3 protein-coding genes are annotated in these 1,846 nt (G+C 75.1%); 1 reads left to right on the top strand and 2 read right to left on the bottom strand.

Annotation, left to right across the window (positions count from 1 at the left end):
• On the bottom strand, nt 1–621 hold a 621-nt coding region (locus DEF28_RS26390; protein WP_199493568.1), incomplete at its 3' end, for an NDP-hexose 2,3-dehydratase family protein.
• A 121-nt stretch (nt 622–742) separates the two neighbouring features.
• Entirely contained in the window at nt 743–1,768 is a 1,026-nt protein-coding gene (locus DEF28_RS26385) for a glucose-1-phosphate thymidylyltransferase (protein ID WP_114446262.1), read from the bottom strand.
• Here DEF28_RS26385 and DEF28_RS26380 point away from each other — a divergent pair.
• Nucleotides 1,751–1,846 (top strand): NDP-hexose 2,3-dehydratase family protein (locus tag DEF28_RS26380; protein WP_199493566.1); only part of this gene is annotated, 96 nt, incomplete at its 3' end. The genes DEF28_RS26385 and DEF28_RS26380 overlap by 18 nt on opposite strands.

Here is a 1,846-nt window from a genome sequence, read left to right as displayed (position 1 = left end):
GAAGTCCTCGTGCGCCGGCACGTCGCCGGCGGCCTCGACGATCACGTTGCGGTTGGACTTGCGGTGGAACCACGCGCCATGCTCCGACTGCAGCACGTCGACCAGCACCCGCCCCCGCCCGGGGCGTGTGAAGTGCTCGACGTAGCGCACCCCCGCGCCCCGGTGCGCCCGGGTGTAGTTGCTGCGGGTGGCCTGGACGGTGGGGGAGAGCTGGACCAGCCCCGGATTGCCGGGCTCCATCTTCGCCTGCATGAGGAAGTGCAGGACGCCGTCGAACTCCTTGGCCAGGACGCCGAGGATCCCGATCTCCGGCTGGTGGATGATGGGCTGCTCCCAGGTGCCGAGACCCTCGTCGCCCGCCGCGCGCAGCCCCTCGACGGTGAAGAACCGCCCGCTGCGGTGCGTCAGGTTGCCGGTGCCGGGGGAGAAGGACCAGCCGTCCAGCTCGGCGAGCGGGATGCGCTCCACCCGGAAGCGGTGCGCCCGGGTCCGCTCCGCGAACCAGTCGGCGAAGTCCGCCGTGCGCATCCCGTGCCCGGCCGCGACGGCCGAGGCGGAGCGCTCCAGGCGCGCCGGCAGGTCGGGGTCCACGCGCGGTGCGAGCGCTGTTGCCGTAGTCATGGGTGCTCCGTCCGTGGTCGGGCGGCCGGGAGGCCGGGGTGGGGGAGGGGGTGGCACCGGGTGTCGCGCCGCGCGGGCCGGGCCGCACGGCACGGCCCGCGTCCGGCCCCGCCGCGGCCGGTCAACCCGGCTCCGGAGCGGCCGGGACCGCGGCGGACTCCTGCCCGGCCGGGCCGCCCAACGCCAGCACCGCGTGGTCGCCCACCACGATGCGGTGGCCGCTCCGGCCGGAGGCCGCCGGACCGATCACGGACGAGCGGCCGATGAGCGATCCGCGCAGCCCCGGAGCGCCGCTGATGCGGGCGTCGGCGAGCACGATCGAGTCGGCGATCCGCGCCGAGCGCACCGTGCAGCCGGGCCCGATGGCGGTGTAGGGGCCGATGTCGCTGTCCTCGATCACGGTGCCGGCGCCCACGATCGCCGGCCCCTCGACGCGGGAGCGCACCACGCGCGCGCCGCGCTCCACGACGACGCGGCCCACCAGCCGGCTGGCGGCATCGACCTCCCCGGCCACGCCCGGCCGCAGCTCGCCGAGCAGCCGGCGGTTGCAGTCCAGCAGGTCCTCGGGCCGGCCGGTGTCCTTCCAGTAGCCGCCGTACTCGCTCGCCGCCACCGCGGCGCCGCTCGACAGCAGCCACTGGATGGCGTCGGTGATCTCCAGTTCGCCGCGCCCGCTGGGCCGGATGGCCGCCACCGCCGCGTGCACGGCCGCGGTGAAGAAGTACACCCCGATCAGGGCGAGGTCGCTGCGCGGGCGCCGCGGCTTCTCCACCACCCGGAGCACCGCGCCGTCGCCGTCCAGCTCCGCCACCCCGAACTGCCGCGGGTCCGACACCTTGTGCACCACCACGTGGGCCGCGGGCCGGTGCCGCCGGAACTCCGCGGCGATCCCGGCCACGCCGTCGGTCAGCACGTTGTCGCCGAGGTACATGACGAAGTCGTCGTCGCCCAGGAACGGGCGGGCCAGCGCCACGCAGTGCGCGAGCCCCAGCGGCCGGTCCTGGCGGATGTAGGTGATGCGCGCGCCGAAGCGGGAGCCGTCTCCGATCACGCGCATGATCTCCGGAGCCCAGTCCCCGACGACCACGCCGATCTCGGTCACGCCGAGTCCCCGGACGCTCATGAGGACGTGCTGCAGTCGGAGCATGGCGCGTGGTTCCACCGCAAGTCCAACCGCAACGTGATCGTCGAGGCCGCCGGCGACGTGCCGGCGCACGAGGACTTC

Source organism: Marinitenerispora sediminis (assembly GCF_003336425.1).
Lineage (GTDB): Bacteria > Actinomycetota > Actinomycetes > Streptosporangiales > Streptosporangiaceae > Marinitenerispora > Marinitenerispora sediminis.
This window is presented reverse-complemented; position numbering and strand designations above follow the sequence as displayed.

What these genes read in the sequence shown, in the direction of transcription:
- DEF28_RS26385 (WP_114446262.1), bottom strand. Translation starts at nt 1,768, where the DNA reads ATGCTCCGACTGCAGCACGTCCTCATGAGCGTCCGGGGACTCGGCGTG.